The 23,227-nt window shown below is 66.0% G+C and carries 17 protein-coding genes; 3 read left to right on the forward strand and 14 right to left on the reverse strand.

What is annotated here, in order from left to right:
* Positions 1–17 precede the first annotated feature (17 nt).
* Complete coding sequence (locus AUP43_RS17765) at positions 18–938, forward strand: VOC family protein (RefSeq protein ID WP_067560195.1); 921 nt, start codon at positions 18–20, stop codon at positions 936–938.
* A gap of 1 nt (position 939) precedes the next feature.
* On the opposite strand, the gene AUP43_RS17770 is transcribed toward AUP43_RS17765, so the two are convergent.
* The 5 genes from AUP43_RS17770 to AUP43_RS17790 all read right to left on the reverse strand — a co-directional run bounded on the left by AUP43_RS17770 (position 940) and on the right by AUP43_RS17790 (position 7,316).
* A complete protein-coding gene (locus tag AUP43_RS17770) occupies positions 940–2,904 on the reverse strand; it encodes a TRAP transporter permease (RefSeq protein ID WP_067560197.1) in 1,965 nt (654 codons plus the stop codon).
* Positions 2,905–2,989: 85 nt separating this feature from the next.
* Entirely contained in the window at positions 2,990–4,006 is a 1,017-nt protein-coding gene (locus tag AUP43_RS17775) for a TAXI family TRAP transporter solute-binding subunit (protein WP_067560199.1), read from the reverse strand.
* Between the two features lie 199 nt (positions 4,007–4,205).
* Positions 4,206–5,906, reverse strand: a complete 1,701-nt coding sequence (locus tag AUP43_RS17780; protein ID WP_067560201.1) for a thiamine pyrophosphate-binding protein — start codon at positions 5,904–5,906, stop codon at positions 4,206–4,208.
* Positions 5,907–6,015: 109 nt separating this feature from the next.
* On the reverse strand, positions 6,016–6,693 hold the full coding sequence (locus tag AUP43_RS17785; RefSeq protein ID WP_067560202.1) for a DUF3047 domain-containing protein: 678 nt from the start codon (positions 6,691–6,693) through the stop codon (positions 6,016–6,018).
* Between the two features lie 113 nt (positions 6,694–6,806).
* Positions 6,807–7,316 (reverse strand): CREC-EF hand family protein, encoded by a 510-nt coding sequence (locus AUP43_RS17790; protein WP_067560204.1) that lies wholly within the window; start codon positions 7,314–7,316, stop codon positions 6,807–6,809.
* Between the two features lie 113 nt (positions 7,317–7,429).
* Between AUP43_RS17790 and AUP43_RS17795 the strand changes: the two genes are divergently transcribed.
* Positions 7,430–8,890, forward strand: coding sequence for an amidohydrolase family protein (locus AUP43_RS17795; protein ID WP_067560206.1), 1,461 nt, complete (start codon positions 7,430–7,432; stop codon positions 8,888–8,890).
* A gap of 4 nt (positions 8,891–8,894) precedes the next feature.
* Here AUP43_RS17795 and AUP43_RS17800 read toward each other — a convergent pair whose 3' ends face one another.
* From AUP43_RS17800 to AUP43_RS17835, 8 genes are all read right to left on the reverse strand, one after another.
* Positions 8,895–9,695: an ABC transporter permease gene (locus tag AUP43_RS17800; protein ID WP_067560208.1), complete on the reverse strand. Its 801-nt coding sequence runs from the start codon at positions 9,693–9,695 to the stop codon at positions 8,895–8,897.
* The gene (locus tag AUP43_RS17805) at positions 9,692–10,576 is read right to left on the reverse strand and encodes an ABC transporter permease (protein ID WP_067560210.1); all 885 of its coding nucleotides are present in this window, start codon (positions 10,574–10,576) and stop codon (positions 9,692–9,694) included. Before AUP43_RS17805 ends, AUP43_RS17800 begins: the two co-directional genes overlap by 4 nt.
* Complete coding sequence (locus AUP43_RS17810; protein ID WP_067560211.1) at positions 10,573–11,664, reverse strand: ABC transporter ATP-binding protein; 1,092 nt, start codon at positions 11,662–11,664, stop codon at positions 10,573–10,575. Before AUP43_RS17810 ends, AUP43_RS17805 begins: the two co-directional genes overlap by 4 nt.
* 73 nt (positions 11,665–11,737) lie before the next feature.
* The gene (locus AUP43_RS17815; RefSeq protein ID WP_067560212.1) at positions 11,738–12,889 is read right to left on the reverse strand and encodes an extracellular solute-binding protein; all 1,152 of its coding nucleotides are present in this window, start codon (positions 12,887–12,889) and stop codon (positions 11,738–11,740) included.
* Positions 12,890–12,985: 96 nt separating this feature from the next.
* Positions 12,986–13,315: a hypothetical protein gene (locus AUP43_RS17820; protein WP_067560213.1), complete on the reverse strand. Its 330-nt coding sequence runs from the start codon at positions 13,313–13,315 to the stop codon at positions 12,986–12,988.
* Between the two features lie 73 nt (positions 13,316–13,388).
* Positions 13,389–14,505, reverse strand: a protein-coding gene (gene prfB, locus AUP43_RS17825; RefSeq protein ID WP_157089417.1) for a peptide chain release factor 2 whose coding sequence is annotated in 2 segments (ribosomal slippage) — positions 13,389–14,435 and positions 14,437–14,505 — 1,116 coding nt in all. Because the reading frame shifts where the segments join, the coding sequence is not laid out codon by codon here.
* A gap of 63 nt (positions 14,506–14,568) precedes the next feature.
* Complete coding sequence (locus tag AUP43_RS17830) at positions 14,569–16,995, reverse strand: penicillin-binding protein 1A (protein WP_067560215.1); 2,427 nt, start codon at positions 16,993–16,995, stop codon at positions 14,569–14,571.
* Positions 16,996–17,230: 235 nt separating this feature from the next.
* On the reverse strand, positions 17,231–18,508 hold the full coding sequence (locus AUP43_RS17835; RefSeq protein WP_067560216.1) for an N-acetylmuramoyl-L-alanine amidase: 1,278 nt from the start codon (positions 18,506–18,508) through the stop codon (positions 17,231–17,233).
* 505 nt (positions 18,509–19,013) lie between these two features.
* Between AUP43_RS17835 and AUP43_RS17840 the strand changes: the two genes are divergently transcribed.
* A complete protein-coding gene (locus AUP43_RS17840) occupies positions 19,014–21,998 on the forward strand; it encodes an Rne/Rng family ribonuclease (protein WP_067560217.1) in 2,985 nt (994 codons plus the stop codon).
* Between the two features lie 65 nt (positions 21,999–22,063).
* Here AUP43_RS17840 and AUP43_RS17845 read toward each other — a convergent pair whose 3' ends face one another.
* Complete coding sequence (locus AUP43_RS17845; RefSeq protein ID WP_067560219.1) at positions 22,064–23,218, reverse strand: pyridoxal phosphate-dependent aminotransferase; 1,155 nt, start codon at positions 23,216–23,218, stop codon at positions 22,064–22,066.
* Positions 23,219–23,227: the final 9 nt, after the last annotated feature.

Consider the following 23,227-nt stretch of genomic DNA (forward strand, 5'->3'; position numbering starts at 1 on the left):
ATAAAAAGGAGGACGGAATGACCGGCACTTATCGGCAATTGCCCGACGCGGGCGAGCTTTTTCTCGATCATATCGCGCATTTCGTGCCCGATATGGCGACCGCGGGGGCGGCGCTGGAGCGGATGGGCTATGTGCTCACCCCCTTCACCCACCAGCAGAACAGCCTGAAGGCGGGCGAGAAGCCGGTGCCGGCGGGCACGGCCAACCGGCTGGTCATGCTGCGCCGGGGCTATCTGGAATTTCTGACCGATGTGGTCGACACGCCGCTGGCACAACAGCTCCGCGCCGCCGTGGCGCGCTATGTCGGCGTGCATCTGCTGGCCTTCGCCACCGACGATGCCGAGGCCGCCTGGAAGCGGCTGGACGAAGCCGGCTTCGCGCCGACGCCGCTGGTGCATCTGGAGCGTCCCGTCGGCCTGCCGGAGGGCGGCAGCGCGGAGGCGCGCTTCTCCGTCGTGCGCGTCGCCCCCGGCGTGATGCCGGAAGGCCGCATCCAGATATTGACGCACCATACGGAGAGCATCGTCTGGCAGGAACGCTGGATGGCCCATCCCAACCGCATCGTGGCGCTCACCGATATTCTGCTGGCCGTCGGCGACCCGCAGGAAGCCGCCGGCCGTTTCGGCCGCTTCCTCGGCCGCAAACCGGCGCAGGATACAGCCGGCCGCTGGCAGCTGGAGACGGATCGCGGCTGCCTGACCTTTGTGCCGCCCGCCACCCTGCCCGGCCTGCTGCCGGGGCTGGAAGCGCCGGCAGCGCCGGTGATCGCCGCCTATGGCCTGGAGAGCGCGGACCTGGACGAGAGCGAGCGCTGCTTCCGCGCCGCCGGCATGACTGTCGAACGGCTGGACGATACCCGCCTGCGCCTCGACCTGCCTGCAGCACTGGGCGGCACGCAGATCGTCTGCGCGGAAGGCGCCAGGATGCCCTGGCGCTAGGCTAGGCGACCGCCGGCTGGCGCTTGCTGTCCCAATATTGCCAGCCGGCCACCGCCACAAAGAACCCCAGCCCGATGAAGGAGCTGGTCAGCCCCGGCATCAGCAGGCCGGCGGCGGCGGGCAGCAGAAGCAGACGCTGGATCCAGGTCACCGGCAGCAGAAAATGGCCTTCCAGCGCGATGTTCAACGACACCACGCCGACGAAGGCCATCGCCGATACCAGCGCCACATAGGGCAGGGTGCTGTCGATGCCCAGGATTTCCGGGTGCACGGCGAACAGGAACGGCAGCAGGAAGCCCGGCAGACCCAGCCGCACGCCGATAAAGCCGGTCTTGAAGTAGGAGGCGCCCGCGATCTTCGCCGCGATCAGCGAGGCCACCGCCACCGGCGGGGTGATCGAGGAGATGTTGGCGAAGAAGAACACGAACATATGCGCCGCCAGCAGCGGCACGCCCATCTCCACCAGCGCCGGCGCGCCGAGCAGCGCCACCAGGATATAGGCGGCCGATGTCGGCAGGCCGAGACCGAAGGCAAGGCAGGAGACGGCGGCGATGATCAGCAGCAGCCACAGCTCGCCGCCCGCCATGTCGAGCATGGCGAAGGACAGTTTCTGCGCGAAGCCGGTGACCACCAGAATATCGACCAGCACGCCGATCACCGCGACCACGATGGCGACCTGAGCGCCGCGCAGCGCGCCGGAATAGGCGATGCGGCCCAGCAGCTCCAGCGTATAGTTCACGCGCCCGGCCAAGCTGTCCCACTTGACCACCCAGTCGCGCAGGATGCTCAGCCCGATCAGGATGCCCGTCGCCTCGATGGCGATGGCGCCCGGCGACATGCCGGAGATCAGCACCACCACCAGATAGGTGGTCGCCACATAGAAGGGGAAGTTGCGCAGCGTCGCCTTCAGGAACGGCTCCGGCAGGAATTCCTTCTGCAGCTCCTCCGCCCGGTCGCGCACGTCGATATTGCGCTTGATGGCGCGGATATGCACCGCGACCATGAGATAGCCGTAATAGATCAGCGCCGGGAACACCGCCGCCTTGACGATCTCGACATAGGGAATGCCGGTGATGCCGACGATCAGGAAAGCCGCCAGCCCCATGATCGGCGGCGTGATCTGGCCGCCGGTCGACGCCACCGCCTCCACCGCGCCGGCGAATTCCGGCTTGAAGCCGAAGCGCTTCATCAGCGGGATGGTCAGCGCGCCGGTCGACGCCACATTGGCGACCGAGGAGCCGGAGACCATGCCCATCATGCCGCTGCCGATGACGGCGATCTGCGCCGGGCCGGCGCGGGTCTTGCCGCCGACGCGATAGGCGGCCCCCATGATGTAGTCGACGCAGCCGGTCATCTCCAGCGCCGCGGCGAACAGCATGAAGGGAAAGATGGTGCCGGCCGACAGCTCGGCCAAGCCGCCCAGCAGACCCTGGAAATAAGGGATCGAGGTGTAGCCGATCAGCCGCTTCAGGCCGATGCCGGCATGGAAGAACAGCTCGCCGGGAATGAGATAGCCGAAATAGCCGTAGAGCAGCGTGGCGATCGCCAGCGCGCTCATGATCCAGCCCCATTCCCGCCAGGCGGCATAAAGGGCTAGCGCCAGGAAAACGACGGCGACGCCGATATCGACATTGCTGACGATGAACTGGCGCTGGGTGGTGATCGCGTCGTGCTCCACCAGGATGTAGACCAGCGGGATCAGCGTCAGCAGCGCCATCAGCACGAAATGCCAGCGCCCCAGCCGGCCTTGACCTGTCTTCACCGCCAGGGCCAGAAAGGTCAGCCCGATGCCGCCGGCGATATGCACCACCTTGAACTGCCCGGAGGGCAGCAGATAGGCGGAGAGCTGCACGACATGCAGCAGTACGAACGCCAGGGACAACAGCCCGGCCAGCACGATCAGGCCAGCATGAGGGGTTTCGTCGGGCACGAAATAGCTGGCGAGGCGCGATGTCCAGGTCGGCACGGTCGGGTTCTTTCTGTCCGAAGGAAGAAGCTGGATAGAAAGCGGGGCAGCCTGTGGCCGCCCCGCTTGGATCGCTAGGAAAGGCTTAGCCCGCGACAGTCAGATTGTCGCGCCACAGGCCCTTTTCCTTGAAGTATTTGGCGGCGCCCGGATGCACCTTGAAGCCGGTCATCAGATAGCGCGCGCCGAACTTCGGGTCGATGTCCTGCAACTGCTTGCCGATGGCCTGCACCTCGGCGGCATTGTCGAACACGGCCTTGCAGACGTCATAGACAAGCTGCTCGCTCATCTTCGGATGGCATGCCAGGATGCCGGAGAAGGAAGCGACCTCCATCGCCTCGCTGACGCCCTTCCAATCCTTCGGATTGAGCTCGCCCGAGACGACGCCCGGATTGATGTCCTGGGCCTTCTTCATCACATCGGCCGGGATCGGCAGCATGCGCACCGGAGTGGTGGCTTCCAGCTCGGTGAGGATCGGCGAGGGACGGCCGTTGGTCAGCAGCGAGGGGATGCAATCCACCGCGCCCGCGCGCAGCGCGTCATAGCTCTCGCGCCAGGAACCGTAGGTCCAGTTGACCTTGATGCCCGCCGCCTCGAACAGCACCTTCCACATTGCCGCGGTCGAGCTGCCCGCCGGGGACGGCATGCAGCGCTTGCCGTTCAGGTCGGCCAGCGTCTTGATCGGGCTGTCGGCGCGCACCATCGGGCTGCAGTTGAACACCGTGTAGGCCAGCACCTGGTTGACGTCGATCTTCTTGCCGTAAGGCGGCTCGCCATTCACGGCCGGCTGCCAGTCGGTCGAGGTGGTCTGGCAGAACTCCAGCTGCCCCTCGCCGATCAGCGCCATGTTTTCCGCGCCGCCGCTGGTCGCCATCGAGGAATTGCGGGTCTTGGAATGTTTGTTCACGGTCGAGGCCAGCGCCTCGATGATCACATAGCCGGTCGAGCCGATGGAGGACGACCCCCAACGATTGACCTGCTGCGCGAGCACGCTGGAGCTGACGCCCATCATGCTCGCCGCCGCCGCCAAGCCGGCCGCGCCGGCCATTACGCCGCGACGCGAAATCTCGACGCTATTTACAATCTTAGTGATGTCTTTCATGTCGTCCTCCAGTTATTACCCTAGCGCCTATCACGGCGTTCCCTGGTTAATATTCGGTTGAGAAATTGGGAATTCCTGCCACCCCAACCTTGATTTTTATTGGCCGTTCGAGGCGGCAAGTCTTTGGCCCCCCGACACACCTGTCAACCCGTTTCCCGGATAAGGCGCCCCAGAGGGCCGAAAACCTTGCCTTGTCTCGTCAGGCAACCCACTCGCTGACCGGCGCGCGGGCCTCGTGCAGCGGCTGGCAGACCACATCGACCAGGGTCGGCCCCTGATGCTCGATGGCCTTGGCCAGCACCGACTTCAGCTCGGCCGGATCTTCCACGCGGAAGGATTTGATGCCGAAGGCTTCCGCCACCTTGGCATGCTGAGTCTGCGAGAAATCGACCGAGAAATAGCGCTGGCCGAAGCCGGTCTTCTGGCCGGCCTTGATCCAGCCATAGACCGAGTTGGAGATGACGATCATCGTCACTGGCGCGCCGATACGCGCGATGGTCTCCATCTCGCCGGCGGTGAAGCAGAAGCTGCCATCGCCCATCACCGCCACCGTCTTGGCGCTCGGCCGGCCATAATGCGCGCCGACCGACGCCGCCATGGAATAGCCCAGCGCGCCATGCGCCCGGTTGGAGATGAAATGCCGCCCCGGCTTCATGAACTCGTAATAGCCGGAGAAATACGGGCACGGCGTGCCCGGATCGCAGACTATGATGGAATCCTCCGGCAGGATCTCGTTCAGCGTCGCCACCACCCGCTCGGGCAGGATGGGCGTGTCGTTGCGCTCGGCCAGGGCACGGAAAGCCTCGAACTTCTTGCGCTTGGCGTCGGCGACGGCGCTGCCCCAGGCCTGGGTCGGCTTGCGGGATTTGAACTCGCCGGCCAGCGCGTCATACAGCGCTTCCAGCGCCAGGCGCGCATCGCCGATCAGCGTGGCGTCGGTGCGGTAGATCGCCCCCGGCACCATCGGATCGGCGTCAATGTGCACGATCTTGGTCGAGCCCGGAGCCGGATAGCGCCAGCGCTCCGTGGTGACGGAGCCGGCGCGGCAGCCGATGAAAATGACCAGATCGGCCGCATTCACAATCTCGCGGGTTTCCACCACGCCGCCATTGGAGCCGACGACGCCGAGCGACAATTCATGCCCCTCGCCGATCGAGCCCTGGCCGCTGATGGTGGTGGCGACCGGCGCGCCCAGCGCAACGGCCAGCTTTTCCAGGATCGCCTCGGCCCCGGCGATGACGATGCCGCCGCCGCACACGAACAGCGGCTTCTTCGCCGCCAGGATCAGTTCGGCCGCCTTCTGGACGTCCTTCGGATCCGGCCCGTAGCGGCGCGACGGGTAGCTGCCCATCTCCGGCTCGGCCCACACGTCGCTCTCATCGACCGGGCCCTTCTGCACGTCGAAGGGCAGGCCCAGATGCGCCGCGCCCGGCTTGCCGGTGGTCATCTCGCGGAAGGCGGCGCGCAGGGTGCGCGGAATATCCTCGGCCCGGTCGATGACGGTGTTGTATTTCGACAGCGGGCGGAACAGCGCGTTCTGGTCCAGCTCCGTCAGCGTGTAGCGGCCGCGCGAGCTGACGGCGATATCGGTGGTGACCGCCAGAATCGGGATCGAGCTTTCATTGGCCTCGACCACGCCGGGCAGGATGTAGGTCGCCCCGCCGCCGCTCGGCCCCTCGCAGATGCCGACCTTGCCGGAGGTACGGGCATAGCCGTCCGCCATGTAGGACGCCGAGCGCTCGTCGCGCGTCAGGATGTGCTGGATGCCATGGTCCAGCCGGTAAAAGGCATCGTACAGCGGCAGGCTGGTATCGCCGCACAGGCCGAATACAATCTCGACCTTGTGTTCTTGCAGCATGCGCACGAAAGCTTCGGCGCCATTCATCTGGTTCGTGGTCATCGCCCCTCCGGTTTCTTCTCGAAAGTTGTCCGCACTCTAGTCAGCTTTTCGCGAGAGGAAACCTTTTTCCGCCACCGGAAGCGTTCAACCGTCGGCGGGACGCGGATCGTCAACGATCCTTCAGGCGGATATCGGCGACCCGGGCGCGGGTATGGCCCGGCTGGTCGTCGGCGTCGCCGGAGATGGCGATATAGGCGATGGGCGGCGGCCGATAGCCGAAAAACCGGCGGAAATCGGCATCGACATCCACGGTTTCCTCGTACCATTGCTGCAACGGGGCGTTGCCGGGGCGCAGGATAATCACCTCCCCATCCGCGCCCATATGCGGGCTCTCGAAGCTGGTGCCGGTGGGATGGATGCCGCCCCAGGTATAGGTCAGCACCCGCCCGGGCGGCGGCAGCCCCATCATCGAGGCGGCCAGGTTGCGGAAGAAGCCGCCGGTCGTCTCGTCCTGCTCAAAGCCGACATGCACGGCCACCGGCCGGTCGGCATTCGCCTTGCGCGACAGATCGACGATGCGGATATCGGCGCGGTCCACCCGCCAGCGCCAGGAAACGACCGGCCGCAAGGCGTCCTCGGGCTTCACCAGCCGGAACAGTCCGGCCACGCCGCCCTGGGCCTCCACCTCCACGCCGCCCTCCTCGGTGGGACGGAACTGCGCGGGCGCGTGATCGGGGAAGGTGAACATCTTCCAGCCCGCCGCCGCCAAGGCCGGATGCACCGTCTCGGCAACCACCGGGACAGCCCACAGCAAAGGCATGATCAGCAACAGGCGAACGATCCGCATGCCCTAATAGAAGGGCCTTTCACAATAGCTTCGCAAGACCGTCATATTTGGCCATTGGCAGAACCGGCCCTCAAGGGCATAAGCGGCGGCAATGGTTTGATAAAAAAGCGGCTCTAGCGCCGCGCCAGCATGCCGTCGAGCAGCGGGCCGAGCGCGCCCAGCTTGCGCTTGCTGGCCTGCATGTCCACGGCATTGCGGTCGGCCAGGATTTGCGGCAGCGGGCGGCTGTCCAGCTTGACGTCGGCCAGCAACTCCTGCTGGCTCAGCTTGGAATCGCCGTTCAGATCGTAATTTTTGAACAGGGTCGGCAGGCCGGCGGAATCCACCATCATGATGCCCATGACGATGGAACTGCGATCCTTCGGGTGCAGCGTCTTGCCATTCTCCACCACCCAGCTCTCGGTAACGGAGCGGATGCGCTCCACCTCCGACAGGTTCAGCCCGCCATCGCGGTCGACATCGGCATAGCCCCAGAAGGCGTCGACGCATTTCTGCGCCGGCTGCCTTTCGCAGATCGGCCGGGACTGCGTGACGAATTTCTCCAGCACAGCGGAATCCGACTGCGCCACGGCGGCGCCGGCAGCCAGAAGGGAGAGCATCGAGAGTGCGGCGAGCTTTTTCATGCACATAGATTCCCAGCACTTCGCGGCAAGATGATGGCAGGCGCACATAAGAGGTTGCGCATGCCCCTGTCCTCGCGCTGCAATGGCGGCAAAACAGAATAGGGGATCCGTATATGACCACGACACGCATCGCCGATATCGGCTGGGCCATCATCTGGGACGCGGCGGCCAAGCGCCATGTCTACAAGCAGGGCATCGACATCGTCTTCACCGACGACCGCATCTCCCATATCGGCCCCGGCTATACGGAGCCGGTCGACAAGACCATCGACGGCAAGGGCCTGATGGTCATGCCGGGCCTCGTGGACATCCATTCCCACCTGCTGTCGGAGAATGTCGGTCGGGGCGTCACCGAAGAGATCGGCAACCCGGCGCTGTATATGAGCGGCGTCGCCGACCCGAAGCCGCTATTCCTGCCCGGCCATTCGATGGATAGCGACACGCTGGCCGCCGAGGGGCTGCGCGCCGCCACCCGCATGGCAATCTCCGAATTGCTGCTCAGCGCGACGACCACCATCGTCGACCTGGCGATTCCCTATGAGGGCTGGCTGGATACGCTGGCCGATACCGGCATCCGCGCCGTGGCCGCGCCGATGTACCGCTCCGCCGCCTGGGTCGCGCGCACCGGCCACACGGTCGAGTATGCCTGGGACGAAAAGGCCGGCCGCAAATCGATGGAGGCGGCCTTCCGCACCATGGACCTCGCCGTCCAGCATCCCAGCGGGCTTCTGTCCGCCATGATCAGCCCGGCCCAGGTCGATACCTGTTCCGAGGAGATGCTGCGCGACAGCAACGATCTGGCGAAGGAGCGCAACTGGCCGATCACCCTGCATACCGGCCAATGCGTGTGGGACCATCTGGAGATCACCCGCCGGCATGGCCTCACCCCCGTGCAATGGCTGGGCGATATCGGCGTGCTGTCGGACCGCATGATCCTGGCGCACGCCATCTTCCTCGATCATCACTCCTGGATTCGCTGGCACACACACCGCGATGTGCCGCTGCTGGCCGAAACCGGCGCGCGCGTCGCGCACTGCCCGCTGGTGTTCAGCCGCTACGGCCAGATGATGGAAAGCTTCGGCCAGTATGTGAAGGCCGGTGTGTCGATGGCCATCGGCACCGACACCCAGCCGCACAACATGCTGGAGGAGATGCGCCTCGCCGCCACGCTGGGCCGGATCGGCGGCCGCCATGTCGAGGATACGAATATCGGCGAGGTGTTCCACGCCGCCACCATCGGCGGCGCGGAGGCGCTGGGGCGTGACGATATCGGCCGCATCGCCGTGGGCGCCAAGGCCGATATCGTGCTGGTCGATGCCGCACATCCGATCATGCGGCCCTTGCGCGACCCGCTGCGCAGCCTGGTCTATTCGGCGGCCGACCGCGCGGTGAAGGAGGTCTATGTCGATGGCCGCCAGCTTGTGCGCGACGGCAAGGTGCTGACGGTGGACAGGGACGAGGCCGCCGATACGCTGCAGAAGGTCCAGGCCGACATGCTGCAGGCGGTATCCGGCCGCGACCGCCTGGGCCGCAGCGCGGAGCAGGTCTCGCCGCTGTCGCTGGCGCGGGGTTAGGAGGTCAGGCCGCCTTCCGGCCAGCGGCGCGGCGGCGCAACAATTCATGCGTCACCGCGCCGATGATGGTGAGCGCGATGAGGATGAGCCCCAGCGCGTTCAGCGCCGGCGTGACGCCGGTGCGCACCTTGGAGGCGATATAGACCGTCAGCGTGGTGTCGAAGCCGCGCACGAAGACGGTGGTGTTGTAATTCTCGAAGGATTGCAGGAAGGCGATCAGGCAGGCAGCCAGGATCGCCGGCATCAGGAAGGGCAGCGTCACCCGGCGGAAGGCCTGCATCGGCGTCGCCCCCAGATCGAGCGCCGCTTCCTCCAGCGTGCGGTCGAAGCGTTGCAGCCGGGCCAGCACCAGCAGCATCACATAGGCGGCGATGAAGCTGGCCTGCGCCAGCACGGTCAGCAGAATGCCGCCGGTGACGCCGTAGGGCCGCCAGAAGATCAGCGTCGAGATGCCGATAATGACGCCGGGCGTCAGCAGCGGCGAGACCATGATGCCATAGACCAGGCTGCGCGCCCTGGAATGCAGGTCGGACAGGAACAGCGCCGCCGCCACGCCGATCGGCACGGCAAGACAGATTACGCCCAGGGCGACCGCGAAGCTGGTGCCCAGCGCATTCCACATCTGGCCGTCGGCCCACAAGGCGGCGAACCATTTCAGCGTGGTGCCGGTCCAGGGCGTGACAGTGGGAAAACGGCTTTCGTTGAATGTCGCCGCCCCCATCACCGCCAAGGGCAGGAACAGATAGGCGAAGAACAGCCCCAGATAGGCGCGGGTCAGCAGCCGGGCAAAACGGTCGTCGATCATTTCGCGATGTCCGCCAGGCCGATGCGCGCCAGCCGCATCACGCCGAAGATGAAGCCGATGCACAGCAGCAGCAGAATGAAGGCATAAGCCGACCCCTGGTTCCAGTTTCCGCCCTCGAAGAACCAGCTATAGATGATCTGGGTGAACCAGCGGCTGCCCGGCGAGCCCAGCAGCGCCGGCACGGCGTAGGAGCCGGCGGCCAGCATGAAGGTCATGATGCAGCCCACCGCGATGCCCGGCTTGGCGTGCGGAATCACCACACGCCAGTGAATCCGCCAGGGCGACGCGCCCAGATCGCGCGCCGCCTCGATCTGGTTGCGATCCAGGCTCTCGATGGCGTTATAGATCGGCATGACCATGAACAGGATGTAGGCGTAGACCATGCCGACGATCACACCGCCATCGCCCGACAGGAAGCGGATCGGCCGCTCGATCAGCCCCAGCGCCACCAGCATGTTGTTCAACGGCCCGGCATAGGCGAGCAGGATCCACCAGGCGAAGGTGCGCAATATCTCGTTGATCCAGAACGGGATCAGCAGCAGCAGCATGAGCAGCGCCGCCTGCCGCCGCGTCGTGCCCTGCGCCAGGTGATAGGCGATGGGGTAGCAGACGATCAGCGTCGTCAAAGTCACCAGGGCGCTGGCCCAGATGGTCTTGAGGAAGATCGCGCGGTGGATCGCGTTATCCGCCAGCGTTGCGTAATTCTGCAGCGTATAGACGTCGTTCGGGCCACCGCGCTCGCTCATCGACAGGTTCGGCCGGAAGGAATAATCCACCATGTCGAGCTGCGGCAGGGTCACCAGGAAGATAATCCAGAAACCGGTCAGCGCCAGGATCAGGCCGGTCAGGCCAGGGCCGTAGCGCCGGTACAGCGCCGTCACGCCGCCGCCTCCGCCGGCAGGATGATCGCATCCTCCGGCCGGTAGATCAGCGCCACCGCCGCGCCGGGCTGCAAATCGGGCAGACCGGCGCTGTTGGCCAGATGCACCGTCAGCACCGTGCCGCCGGCGGCTTCCGCCGTCAGATGCAGGAACGCGCCCTCATAGGCCCGGCTGACGATGGTGGCCGGAATATGCCCCCCCTGCCCCGGCGTGCCGCTCGCCGGCTGCACGCCCAGCCGCTCCGGCCGGACGAACAGCGCCGCCGGCGCGCCGACCGCGAGATCGCCGCCGAGACGGCCGCGCAAGGGCCCGATTGCGCTGTCCAGCACTGCCGCGCCGCCCTCGACCCGCCCGATACGGCCAAGCAGGCGGTTATTCTCGCCGACAAAACCGGCGACGAACGGTGTGGCTGGCTGTTCATAAATGGTCTGCGGGTCGGCCACCTGCTGCAACCGGCCGGCCGACATGACGCCGACCCGGTCGGACATGGTCAGCGCCTCGCCCTGATCATGCGTGATGTAGATGAAGGTGACGCCGGTGCGGCGCTGGATTTCCCGCAATTCCTGCCGCATATGCTGGCGCAGCTTCAGATCCAGCGCAGAGAGCGGCTCATCGAGCAGCAGCACCTGCGGCTCGACGGCCAGCGCACGGGCGATGGCGACGCGCTGCTTCTGCCCGCCCGACAGTTCGGATACCTGCTTGTCGCCCTGGCCGGGCAGCGCGATCAGTTCCAGCAGCGCCTCGGCGCGCTTGCGCCGCTCGGCCTTGGAGACGCCGCGCACCTCCAGCCCGAAGGCGATATTCTCCCACACCTTCATCAGCGGAAAGAGCGCCAGATTCTGGAAGATCATCGCAGTCGGCCGGCCGTTCGGGCCGATGCCGCGCATATCCTTGCCGCCGATCAGCACCTGCCCCTCGGTCGGATCGTTGAAACCGGCGATCAGCCGCAGCAGCGTGGTCTTGCCGCAGCCGGACGGCCCCAGGAAGGAGAAGAACTCGCCGCCCTCGATATCCAGCTCGACACCCTTCACGGCGGCGAAATCGCCGAAGCGCATCGTCACGCCACGCAGTTCCACGCCCTGGCTCATGCCTGCCCGCTCCCCAATGACGACCGGCCCCGCCCGGCGGAAAGCCGGCGCGGGGCGCGTGTCGCTCAGCCGATCAAGCGGCCAGGAATTTTTCCTGGTACTCGTTGCGCTTGGTGATGAACCACTCGTTCTGGATCGGCCAGGACCACAGCTTGCCCAGCGCGTCGCCCGGATAGGCGGCGGCGAAGAAGTCGCGGTTGAAGGCTTCCAGGTGCTTCTCCGCACCCTTCACGGTGGTGTTGATCTTGGTTTCGTTGGCGTACATCGCGCCGACTTCCGGCGTGTAGTACCAGTTGATGAACTCGTAGGCCTGGGCGATGTTCTCCGCGCCCGACAGCATGGCGAAGCCTTCGATCCAGGCCAGCGCGCCCTCCTTCGGGGCGATATAGCCGATCGGCATGCCCTCGGCCTTCAGGCGGGCGCCGGTCGAATCCCAGGTCTGGCCGATGACGCAGCCATTGGTGCGGAACGCGCCCTGTGCCTCGTTCTCGTTGGTCCAGAACTGGGCGATGGACTTCTTATTCTCGATTGCCGTCTTCAGGATGATGTCGTAATTCGCCACCATCTTGTCCGGATCGGCGAAGGCTTCCTTCATGCTGTGCGGCAGCTTGCCGGCATCCTGCAGATAGAGGCCGATGCCGACCAGGCCGGAATGGCCGCGCAGCGTGACCATGCCCTGATATTCCGGCTTCCATAGATCGCCATAGCTGGCGGTGCCGTATTGCAGCGGGGCCTGCTTGACATCGAAGGTCAGCGCCTCGGTGCCCCAGTCGGTCGGCGCGACATAACGCTTGCCGTCGACCATCCCGCCGCCCTGGTCGGCGCCGCGCAGATTGCCGTCGATCACGGCGTCCCACTTCACCTTGCTTTCGTCCAGCGGCCGCACCAGCCCGTCCTTCACATAGGAGGGCACGCGATCGATGGTCGGCATGGCCAGGTCGAAGCCCTTGCCCTGGTTGGCGCGGATCTGGTTGATCTGCTCCTCGTTGGAGCCGAACTCGACGCGCACCGGCTTGATGCCGGTCTTCTTCTGGAAGTCGGCCAGCATCGTGTCGCTGAAATAGCCGGCCCAGGCATAAACCCGCACCTCGCCGGAGGAGGACAGCGCCTGCCGGCTGACGATGGCCGGAGCGGCCACCGCGAGGCTGAGGGCGGCGCCGGTCTTCAAAACGGCGCGGCGGGTGACGGCGGGCGTCGCGGCGAGAACCGCGTTGGTCTTGCGCATGGTCATACTCCCATAACGGGCTTCAGGAATCGTCGCCACTCTGGGGCGAAGCGATGACTCCGCGATGACCTTTGCGTGTAATTTCGATTACGAAATCTAGAGACGGCGGCGAATATGCAGCACCGTCCAGCCCAGCAGCGGCGGGAGCAGCGCTACCAGCGCGCCGTCGATGGCATGGCCGTTGCGGCTGCGCAGATATTGCAGCGTGAACAGGCCGATGCAGCGCTCCACCCGTTCCGGCGCGCCGGCATAGCGCTGCCGGCAGTCGCGCTGGCCGGCGTAATAGGTGGCGTCATAGATTTGCGTGGTCGGCGGCCAGGTGAGGAACCAGACAATGCAGACGCCGACGATCCACACCGCGCTCGCCGCCGCCAGCAGGCGATTGGCGGTGCGGTGGTCGGGCGCGACGGGGCGGGGCTTCGGCATAAGCGCCAGCCTACGCCCCGTCTGCGCTGCTGTCATGCTGCGCGCCCGCCGCCCCTCACCTGAGGAGTGACGGCTACGCCGCCTGCCCCTCGGTGCCCAGCTTGGCGGCGAGAGAGGCTTCCAGGAAGCGGTCGATATCGCCATCGAGCACGGCGGCGGAATTGCCGGTCTCCACGCCGGTGCGCATGTCCTTCACCATCTGGTAGGGCTGCAACACGTAGGAGCGGATCTGGTGGCCCCAGCCGATATCGGTCTTGGTCTCCTCCTGCGCGCGGGCGGCATCCTCGCGCTTTTGCAGCTCCAGTTCGTAGAGCCGGGCTTTCAGCATGGAGAAGGCGGTGGCGCGGTTCTTGTGCTGCGAGCGGTCGCTCTGGCACTGCACGACGATGCCGGTCGGGATATGGGTGATGCGGATGGCGCTGTCGGTCTTGTTGACGTGCTGGCCGCCGGCGCCCGAGGCCCGGTAGGTATCGATGCGCAGGTCTTTTTCCAGATATTCCACCTCGATGGTCTCGTCGACCACCGGATAGACCCAGACCGAGGCGAAGCTGGTATGCCGCCTGGCCTGCGAATCGAAGGGCGAGATGCGTACCAGCCGGTGCACGCCGCTCTCATGCTTCAACCAGCCATAGGCGTTCGGCCCGGTGATCTGCAGCGTGGCGGATTTCAGCCCGGCTTCCTCGCCGGGGCTTTCTTCCAGCCATTCGACCTTGTAGTCGTGCTGCTCGGCCCAGCGGGTATACATGCGGCTGAGGATCAGCGCCCAATCCTGCGCCTCGGTGCCGCCGGCCCCGGCATGCACTTCGAGATAGCAGTCATTGCCGTCGGCCTCGCCGGACAGCAGGCTTTCAAGCTGCTTCTTGGCCGCCATCTCGCGCAGCCGCTCCAGCACCTTTTCGGCCTCGGCGACGACATCCTGGTCGCCCTCGGCCTCGCCCAGCTCGATCAGCTCCAGCGTGTCGTCCAGCTCACGCTCGATGGCGCGGTAACCTTCGATGCCTTTTTCCAGCTGCGTGCGCTCGCGCAGCAGCTTCTGGGCCTTTTCGCTATCTTCCCAGAGGGCGGGATCGGCCGTGAGGGCGTTCAGCTCGTCAAGCCGGGAAACTGCCTGATCCCAGTCAAAGATGCCTCCTCAGCAGCGCCAACGAGTCTCTGATCTCGTCGGCGACCGCTTGAATTTCCGCGCGCATCGCGTGTCTCCAAGGTCAAGTCGGTGAAGGGGCGGACAGGGCCGCCCGGGTCAAGAAGCCTTTTTAATACAGCCCGCCGAAGCCGGTCGCAACCGGCGGCGCGTCCTGTCCGCCACCACCGGTGGAGGCCGCGCCGAGATAAGGCTGTATGCTGGGCTGGTTCGGCTCCGGCTCGGTGCCGGGCCGGAACGCTTCCAGGATGGTATAGCCGCCCCCGCCGCCGGCCAGCGCACCGGTCGCCCCGTTGATCCGCACGAACTGCACCCCGGACGGCACGCGGAACGGAATTGGCGGCGTGCCCTTCAGCGCCTCCGCCATGAAATCCTTGAAGATCGGGGCCGCGGCGGAAGAACCGGTCTCCTTAGCGCCAAGCGTGCGCGGCTGGTCGAAGCCGACGAAGACACCGACCACCAGATCGGGCGAGAAGCCCATGAACCATGTATCGAAACTGTCGTTGGTCGTGCCGGTCTTGCCGGCCAGCGGGCGGCCCAGCTCGGCGATGGAGCGCGCGGTGCCACGCTGCACGACGCCCTGCAGCATCGACGTCATCTGATAAGCGGTGACCGGGGAGACGACCTCCTCGCGCGTGTCGGGTATCGCCGGCACGTCCTGGTCCGCCCAGCTCTGCATGGCGCAGCCCTCGCAGGAGCGCTGGTCGTAGCGATACAGCGTGCTGCCGTTGCGGTCCTGCACCTGGTCGATCACATGCGGCTCGATCTTCTTGCCGCCATTGACGATCATCGCGTAGCCGGCGGCCATCTTCAGCAGCGTGGTTTCGCCCGCGCCCAAGGACATGGAGAGCACCGGCTGCATATTGTCGATAACGCCGAAGCGGCTGGCATATTCGACGATCTTCGGCATGCCGACCATCTCGGCCAGGCGCACCGTCATCAGGTTGCGCGACTTCTCGATGCCGACGCGGATCGGGCTCGGCCCGTAGAACTCGCCGGAATAGTTGGACGGTTTCCATTTTGGCAGGCCCGGTCCCTGATCGATGACGATGGGGCCGTCCAGGATCACCGAGGCCGGGGTGAAGCCACTATCCAGCGCCGCCATGTAGACGAACGGCTTGAAGGAGGAGCCGGGCTGCCGCACCGCCTGGGTCACGCGGTTGAACTGACTTTCCTGGAAACTCCAGCCGCCGGTCATCGCCAGCACGCGCCCGGTATGCGGGTCGAGCGCGATGATGCCGCCCTCGACATCGGGAATCTGCCGCAGCGCATAGGATTTGACCGTGCCGTCCTTCTCCGGCTTTGCCTCGACCGGCACAACGTCGCCAACCGCCAGCACGTCGGAGGGCTTGCCCGGCGCGTTGCCGAAGCGCTGATCCTCCAGCCATTTGCGCGCCCAGCGGATTTCCGAGAAGGGAATCGTGCTGCGGCTGCCGTCGGACAGGCCGATCAGCGCCTCGTCGCCCTTGACCTCCAGCACCACCGCCATGCGCCAGGGGGCAAGGCCGGCGGGCGGCGCAATCTTGGCCAGCGCGCTCAGCCAATCGCCCTCGGCCGAAATCTGCGCCAGCGGACCGCGCCAGCCATGCCGACGGTCATAGGCCACCAGCCCGTCGCGCAGCGCGCTATCGGCGATCCGCTGCAAGCGGGGATCGAGCGAGGTGCGCACCGACAGGCCGCCGCCGTACGTGGATTTCTCACCGAAGCGCTGCACCAGCTCGCGCCGCACTTCCTCGGCCACGTAATCGGCGGTGACGAATTCCTCATTGTCGCGGCGTTTGATGCGCAGCGGCTCGGCTATCGCCTGTTCCGCCTCGGCGGCGGTGATGACGCCATTCTCCTGCATGCGCGCGATCACCCAGTCGCGCCGCGCGACGGCGGCGTCGTGCTGGCGCACCGGATGGTAATTGTTCGGCGCCTTCGGCAGGGCGGCCAGATAGGCGGCCTCGGCGATGGTCAGCTCGTCCAGCGACTTGTTGAAATAATTCAGCGCCGCGGCGGTCACGCCATAGGAGCGGAAGCCGAGGAAAATCTCGTTCAGATAGAGTTCGAGGATGCGGTCCTTGCTGAACGCCTTCTCGATCCGGAAGGCCAGGATCGCCTCCTTCACCTTGCGGTCGAGCGAGACTTCATTGGTCAGCAGGAAATTCTTCGCCACCTGCTGGGTTATGGTGGACGCGCCGACCGGCCGGCGATCGCTGCCCAGCGCGGCGACATTCTGCACCACGGCGCGCATGATGCCTTGCACGTCGATGCCGGGATGGCTGTAGAAATTCTTGTCCTCGGCCGACAGGAAGGCGTTGATAACCCGCTTCGGCATCGCCTCGATGGGCACGAAGACGCGTCGCTCGGTGGCGTATTCGGTCAACAGACGGCCATCGCCGGCATGCACGCGGGTGACCGTTGGCGGCTCGTAATCGGCGAGCGCCTCATAGTCGGGCAGATCCTGGCTGTAATGATACAGCACGAAGGCCGCCCCCGCCGTTCCGATGATGACGACGAACAAGATGGTCGCCGCCAAGAAACCGAGAAATTTCACCGTATCCCTCCGAAGCGCATCCGCGCTCCCCCCTCATTTCGTCCTGAGCTGCCCGTGGCGTTCTCCCACAGGTGCCCGGCACCGCGCCGATACCACTTAATCTCTAACGCGCGCTATCGGATAATCGTTCCCCAATGAGGCGTCTATGCGGCAATTCGCGGCGGCCTCCGGGCCGGCGCGAGCACGCTCCGCAGAGTTTCCTTATACACCAGAATATAGGGGCGGTATCGACCGATCAGGAGCGGCTGACGCTGTCCTTGAAGGCAAAAAATGCGTCGATGCCCTTTTGCAACGCCTTGGCCATCTTTTCGCGATAGGCCCGGTTGCGTAAATTCGCTTCGTCGGTGGCGTTCGACAGGAAACCCATTTCGACCAGCACCGAGGGCACGTCCGGCGCCTTCAGCACGGCGAAGCCGGCGAAACGGTGGCTGCGCCTGAGCAGCGGGGTGACGGCGTCCAGTTCCTTCAGCAGCATGGCGGCGAAGCGGGCGCTGTCGTTCATCGTCTCGCGCTGGGCGAGGTTGATGAGAATGTTGGTGACCTCGGGACTTTCGGACGACAGATCGATGCCAGCGATCAGATCGGCCTTGTTCTCCTTCTGGGCCAGCGCCTCGGCCTCGGAGTCCGACGCCGTCTCCGACAGCGAATAGACCGACAGGCCGCGCAGCCCCTTGTCTTTGATCGCATCGGCATGCAGCGAGACAAACAGCTCCGCCCCTTCCCGCCGGGCGATGCCGATGCGTTCGCGCAGCCGCAGGAAGATGTCGCGGTCGCGGGTCAGCACCACATGATACTTGCCGGTGCGCTGCAGCGTGGTCTGCAGCTGCTTGGCCATCGCCAGCGTCAATTCCTTCTCATAGATGCCCGAGACGCCGATGGCCCCAGGATCGACGCCGCCATGACCGGCATCGATGACCACCACCCGCTTGCCGTCCGGCCGGCGCAGCTGCTCGGCGAAGGGCGCGGGGCCGGGAACCGGCGGCGGGTTCGGCGCGAAGGCCCGCTTCGAGGACATGCTGGCCTTGGAGGCGGTCAGGAATTTCTCGCGCGAGGTCGGCGCCAGATCGATCACCAGCCGATGATGCGCCACCTCGCCTGGCGGCAGCAGGAAGGCCTCCTGCACCTGCATCGGCTGGCCGATATCCATCACCACGCGCGACACACCCGGCTGGAACAGGCCGTAGCGCAGCCCCTGCACCATGCCGGTCTTGTTGGAGAATGCCTCCTCCGGCAGGCGCCAATCCAGTTCCGGCAGGTCGATGACCACGCGATAGGGATCGGGCAGCAGCAGCGTCTGGAACCGCACCTCCTCCGAAATATCGAAGACGATGCGCGTCTTGTCGGGGTAATTGCCGATCCGCATGCCGGTCACCGCCGGGGCGGCAATCGCGGCCAGGCTGTGCAGCAGCGCCAGGCAGAACAACAGCGCAGGCGCAAGCGTTCGCCACCGCCCGGCAACGCGGGCGGCGATGGGCTTTTCACGAGAATGGCTCGGCGCTGGTCGATAGAACATATTGCGTCCTGAACCCCTAATACCCCCAGATATACCGCAATCACCCGGCGAGGATCAACGTTAAAATCCTAAACTTCCTTATTTTACCACTGGTTGCGGCCTTTTGTTAACACAATGACAATTACGTTGTTCCTGACGCGCCAGAGGATTATGGTGGGGTTGCAAATTCTCGCTGTCTGTCGATCCGCCCTGGAGTTGACGGCGTCGCGTGATCGGACGGTCCGGCCGAGGTGATTAACACCGCCTCCTATTGGCCCCGATGCGAGGCGCTCAGGACAACAAAGCGAAGAAAATGTGGAACCCAGGGGCCATCCGTCGTGCTTGCCCGCCGGAACGGTTTCATTGCCGCCCCTCTACTGGCCGCTGAAAAGCGCCGTTCGGGGAGAGGCTGCAAGGGCCGGTGGCCCCATCTCGGACCCATTAGGGTCAGGTCATTTTGCCGCGCCGGCGCCGACGATCCGCAATCCGGACATCGGTTAGCCCAGGCGCGCGCGGAGAAGGATATATGACGAAGCGTATGCTTATCGACGCGACCCATTCCGAAGAAACCCGGATGGTCGTGCTCAGCGGTAATCGTCTCGAAGAATTCGATTTCGAAACCGCCGCCAAACGCCCCCTCAAAGGCAATATCTACCTCGCCCGGGTCACCCGGGTGGAACCGTCGTTGCAGGCCGCGTTCGTGGAGTATGGCGGCAACCGCCACGGCTTCCTGGCCTTCAACGAAGTCCATCCCGATTATTACCGCATCCCCATCGCCGACCGCGCCGCGCTGATCAGCGAGATGGAGGCGGAGCGCGAGGAAAACGGCAGCGGCAACGGCGACAATGTCGAGATTCTGGGCGGCGACGATGTCGAGGATGTCGCTCGTCGGCGTCCGCGCCTGTCGCGCCAGTATAAAATTCAGGAAGTCATCAAGCGCCGTCAGATCATGCTGGTGCAGGTGACCAAGGAGGAGCGCGGCACCAAGGGCGCTGCGCTGACCACCTATCTCTCCCTGCCCGGCCGCTATTGCGTGCTGATGCCGAACACCTCGCGCGGCGGCGGCGTGTCGCGCAAGATCACCAATGCCGGCGACCGCAAGCGCCTGAAGAAGATCGTCGAGGATCTGGAGGTGCCGGAAGGCATGGCGGTGATCGTCCGCACGGCCGGCTCCGAGCGGTCCAAGGCGGAGATCAAGCGTGACTTCGACTACCTGATCAAGCTGTGGAGCGACATTCGCGACCTCACGCTGCAATCCAACGCGCCGGCGCTGATCTATGAGGAGGGCAACCTCATCAAGCGCGCGCTGCGCGACATCTATGGCAGCGAGATCGAGGAAGTGCAGGTCGAGGGCGACGAAGGTTACAAGATCGCCAAGGCCTTCATGAAGGACCTGATCCCCAGCCACGCCAAGAAGGTGCAGCAATATAAGGATCCCTCGATCCCGCTGTTCCAGCGCTACCAGGTCGAAAACCAGCTCGACGCGATCCACAGCCCCAGCGTGCAGCTCAAGTCCGGCGGCTACATCGTGCTGAACCAGACCGAGGCGCTGGTCGCCATCGACGTCAACTCCGGCCGCTCGACGCGCGAGCGGAACATCGAGGAGACCGCCTACCGCACCAATCTGGAAGCGGCCGAGGAAGTCGCCCGTCAGCTGCGGCTGCGCGACCTGTCGGGCCTGATCGTGATCGACTTCATCGATATGGAGGAGAATCGCAACCAGCTCGCGGTGGAACGCAAGCTGAAGGAGGCGATGAAGGTCGACCGGGCGCGCATCCAGATCGGCCGGATCAGCCATTTCGGCCTGCTTGAACTGTCGCGCCAGCGGCTGCGGCCCAGCGTGTTCGAAACCTCGAACCTGATCTGTCCGCATTGCGGCGGCACCGGCCATATCCGCTCCACCGATTCGACCGCGTTGCATGTGCTGCGCGCTATCGAGGAGGAAGGCATCCGCCAGCGCGCCTCCGAGATCGCGGTCTATGTGCCCACCCCGGTGGCGCTCTACATCCTCAACCAGAAGCGCGCCGCGCTGGCGCAGATCGAGGAGCGGCACAGCTTCGCCGTCACCATCGGCAACGATGATTCGCTGATCCCGCCGAACTTCCGGCTGGAACGGGTGAAGACCCGCACCACGGAAGAGCAGCAGGCCGCGCTGAAGGCCGAGGCCGCCCGCTCGGAAGCGGCCGAAGCCGCCGCCGCCGAAGTGGCGGAGGATGAGGACGAGGATATCGAGGAGATCGCCGAGCAGGAGGACGCCCAGGACCAGGCGGCCGCCAGCTCGGACCGCGAAGGCGAGCGCGATTCGGGTCGCGAGGGCGAGCGCGATTCGGGTCGCGAGGGCGAGCGCGATTCGGGTCGCGAGGGCGAGCGCGATTCGGGTCGCGAGGGCGAGCGCGATTCGGGTCGCGAGGGCGAGCGCGATTCGGGTCGCGAGGGCGGCCGTCGCCGCCGTCGGCGGCGCGGCCGAGGTTCCCGCGATGGGGCCGGCGACCAGTCGCAGCTCCAGGGCGATGCCGATCAGGGGGACGAGGATAGCGACGCCGAAGCCTCGACCGACTCGGCTGAGACGGCAGAAGCGTCCGGCGGCGAACGCCCGGACAATAACGCCGACAATCCCGAGGATAGCGAGGAAGAGCGCCAGCGGAAGCGGCGTCGGCGCGGTCGCCGTGGCGGCCGCCGGCGGCGTCGTGGCGGCCAGGATGGCGAGATGACGGCGGCCGAGATCGAGGCCGCCGATCGCGAGGATGCCGAGCTGGACGCCGCCGAGGCGGCCGAGGCTGCGGCCGCCGCAGCCCAGCCCGCCGGCGTGGCGGAGGAGGCGGAAGCGGCCCCGGCCAAGCCGAAGCGCAGCCGTCGCGGCCGTGGCAAGGCGGCCGGCGTCGAGACGGAAACCGTGACCGCCGAGGCTCCGGCCGAAGCGGAACCGGTCGCCGCCGAGGCGGATGCCGCGCCGCAGCCGGAAGCGGCAGCCGAAAAGCCGAAGCGCAGCCGCAGCCGGAAGAAGCCGGCGCCCGCGGGTGAGGCGGAAGCCGGGACGGTTGCCGAGACAAGCCCCGAAGACGCCGCGGCCGCGAAGCCGAAGCGCAGCCGCAGCCGGAAGAAGCCGGCGCCCGCGGGTGAGGCGGAAGCCGGGACGGTTGCCGAGACAAGCCCCGAAGACGCCGCGGCCGCGAAGCCGAAGCGCAGCCGCAGCCGGAAGAAGCCGGCGCCCGCGGGTGAGGCGGAAGCCGGGACGGTTGCCGAGACAAGCCCCGAAGACGCCGCGGCCGCGAAGCCGAAGCGCAGCCGCAGCCGGAAGAAGCCGGAAGCCGCGCCGGAAACGCCCGTCGCCGAAACTCCTGCGGCCGAAACCCCCATGGCCGAGACGCCCGGGGCCGAGCCGGAAGTCGAGGCGCCGGCCGAGCCGGAGCCCGTCGCGGCACAGCCCGGGGTTCAGGTTATCGGCACCCCGCCCGAACCCAAGCCGAACGCCCCCGCCAAGCGCGGCTGGTGGAACCGGATCGTCAGCTAACACGAAAAGGGCGGCTCCTCGGAGCCGCCCTTTCTCTTTCAGGACATCTATGCGCCGAGACGGCTCTACCGCATGAAACGCGCGATGCGGGCGGCGGCGTCTTCCACCGATTCGGTCGAGCCGGCGAAGGAAAGCCGCACGAAGCGGTTGCCGCGCAACGGATCGAAATCCATGCCCGGCGTGATGGCGACGCCGGTTTCGGCCAGCAGGCGGCGGCAGAATTCCGCGCTGTCATTGGTGTGCCGGGCCACATCGGCATAGACGTAGAACGCCCCGTCGGCGCGCGACAGCTCGGTCAGGCCGGCCTTGGGCAGCGCGTCGAGCAGGATGTCGCGGTTGAGACGGTAGCGCTCGACGTTCAAATCCAGCTCCTCGCGGCAGTCGAACGCGCCGCAGGCGGCGTGCTGCGCCAGGGTGGAGGCGTTGATGAACAGATTCTGCCCCAGGCATTCCACCGGCCGCAGCAGATCCTCCGGCAACACCAGCCAGCCGAGCCGCCAGCCGGTCATCGAGAAATATTTCGAGAAGCTGTTCACCACCACGGCGCTGTCGCTGTAGGTCAGCGCCGTGGTCGCCTGCTGCTCATATTCGATGCCGTGGTAAATCTCGTCGGAGATCAGCCGGATGCCCTCGTCATGGCAATAGACCGCGAGGTCGCGCAGCGCATCGGGCGTCAGCATGGTGCCGGTCGGGTTGGCCGGGCTGGCGACGATCAGCCCGTCGATGCGGCCCTGCTCGCGCGCCTTCTCCAGCAGTTCCGGCGTCGGCTGATAGCCGGTTTCCGGCCCGGCGGGAATTTCCACCGGCTCGATATCCAAGGCGATCAGGATGTTGCGATAGGCCGGGTAGCCGGGGGCGGCCAGCGCCACCCGGTCGCCCGGCTCGAACGCCGCCAGGAAAGCCAGGATGAAGCCGCCGGAGGAACCCGGCGTGGCGACGATGCGCGCCGGATCGGCCGCCACCCCATACTGGTCGCGATAATGCCCGGCTAGGCGCTGGCGCAGCGGCAGGATGCCGAAAGCGTCGGTATAGCCCAGCAGGTCGCCGTCCAGCGCCCGCTTCGCGGCGGCGATGACACCCTGCGGCGCGCCGGTGCAGGGCTGGCCGATCTCCAGATGCAGCACATCCTCGCCGGCGGCCGCGCGCTCATTGGCGGCGCGCAGCACATCCATCACGATAAAAGGCGGGATCTGCCCGCGCCGGGCGATCTTCAAAGCCATCGGTAATCC

The sequence above is a fragment of the Oceanibaculum pacificum genome (genome assembly GCF_001618175.1).
Taxonomy (GTDB): domain Bacteria; phylum Pseudomonadota; class Alphaproteobacteria; order Oceanibaculales; family Oceanibaculaceae; genus Oceanibaculum; species Oceanibaculum pacificum.